Below are 333 nucleotides of genomic sequence, written 5' to 3'. Positions count from 1 at the left end.
TTCTGCCAGTCTGGCCCAGATCTCCACCGCCGCCGAGGTGCTTCGCTCTATTCTGATTCCCCTGGCCCTGATCCTGCTGGTGCTGGATCTGCTGTTCGCCATGCTGTTCAGCCGCTGGTTCACCCGGCCGATTGAGCGGCTCTCGGCCGGTGCAAAGGAGATCGCGGACGGCAACTACGATGTACAGATCTCGGTGGTGCATCGGGATGAAATCGGCCAACTGGCAGAAGATTTCAACCACATGGCCTCCGAGGTCAAACGCAGCGCCCAGCTGGAAAAGGACATTCTGGCCAATGTAAGCCATGACCTGCGCACCCCGCTGACCCTGATCAA

Annotated in this window: 1 protein-coding gene; it reads left to right on the top strand. The window is 59.5% G+C overall.

The features are described 5' to 3' along the window. On the top strand, positions 1-333 hold a 333-nt coding region (locus tag H6B10_RS15855), incomplete at both ends, for a HAMP domain-containing protein (protein ID WP_204652406.1).

The organism is Gemmiger formicilis (assembly GCF_016901605.1).
Classification (GTDB): Bacteria; Bacillota; Clostridia; order Oscillospirales; family Ruminococcaceae; genus Gemmiger; species Gemmiger formicilis_B.
This window is presented reverse-complemented; position numbering and strand designations above follow the sequence as displayed.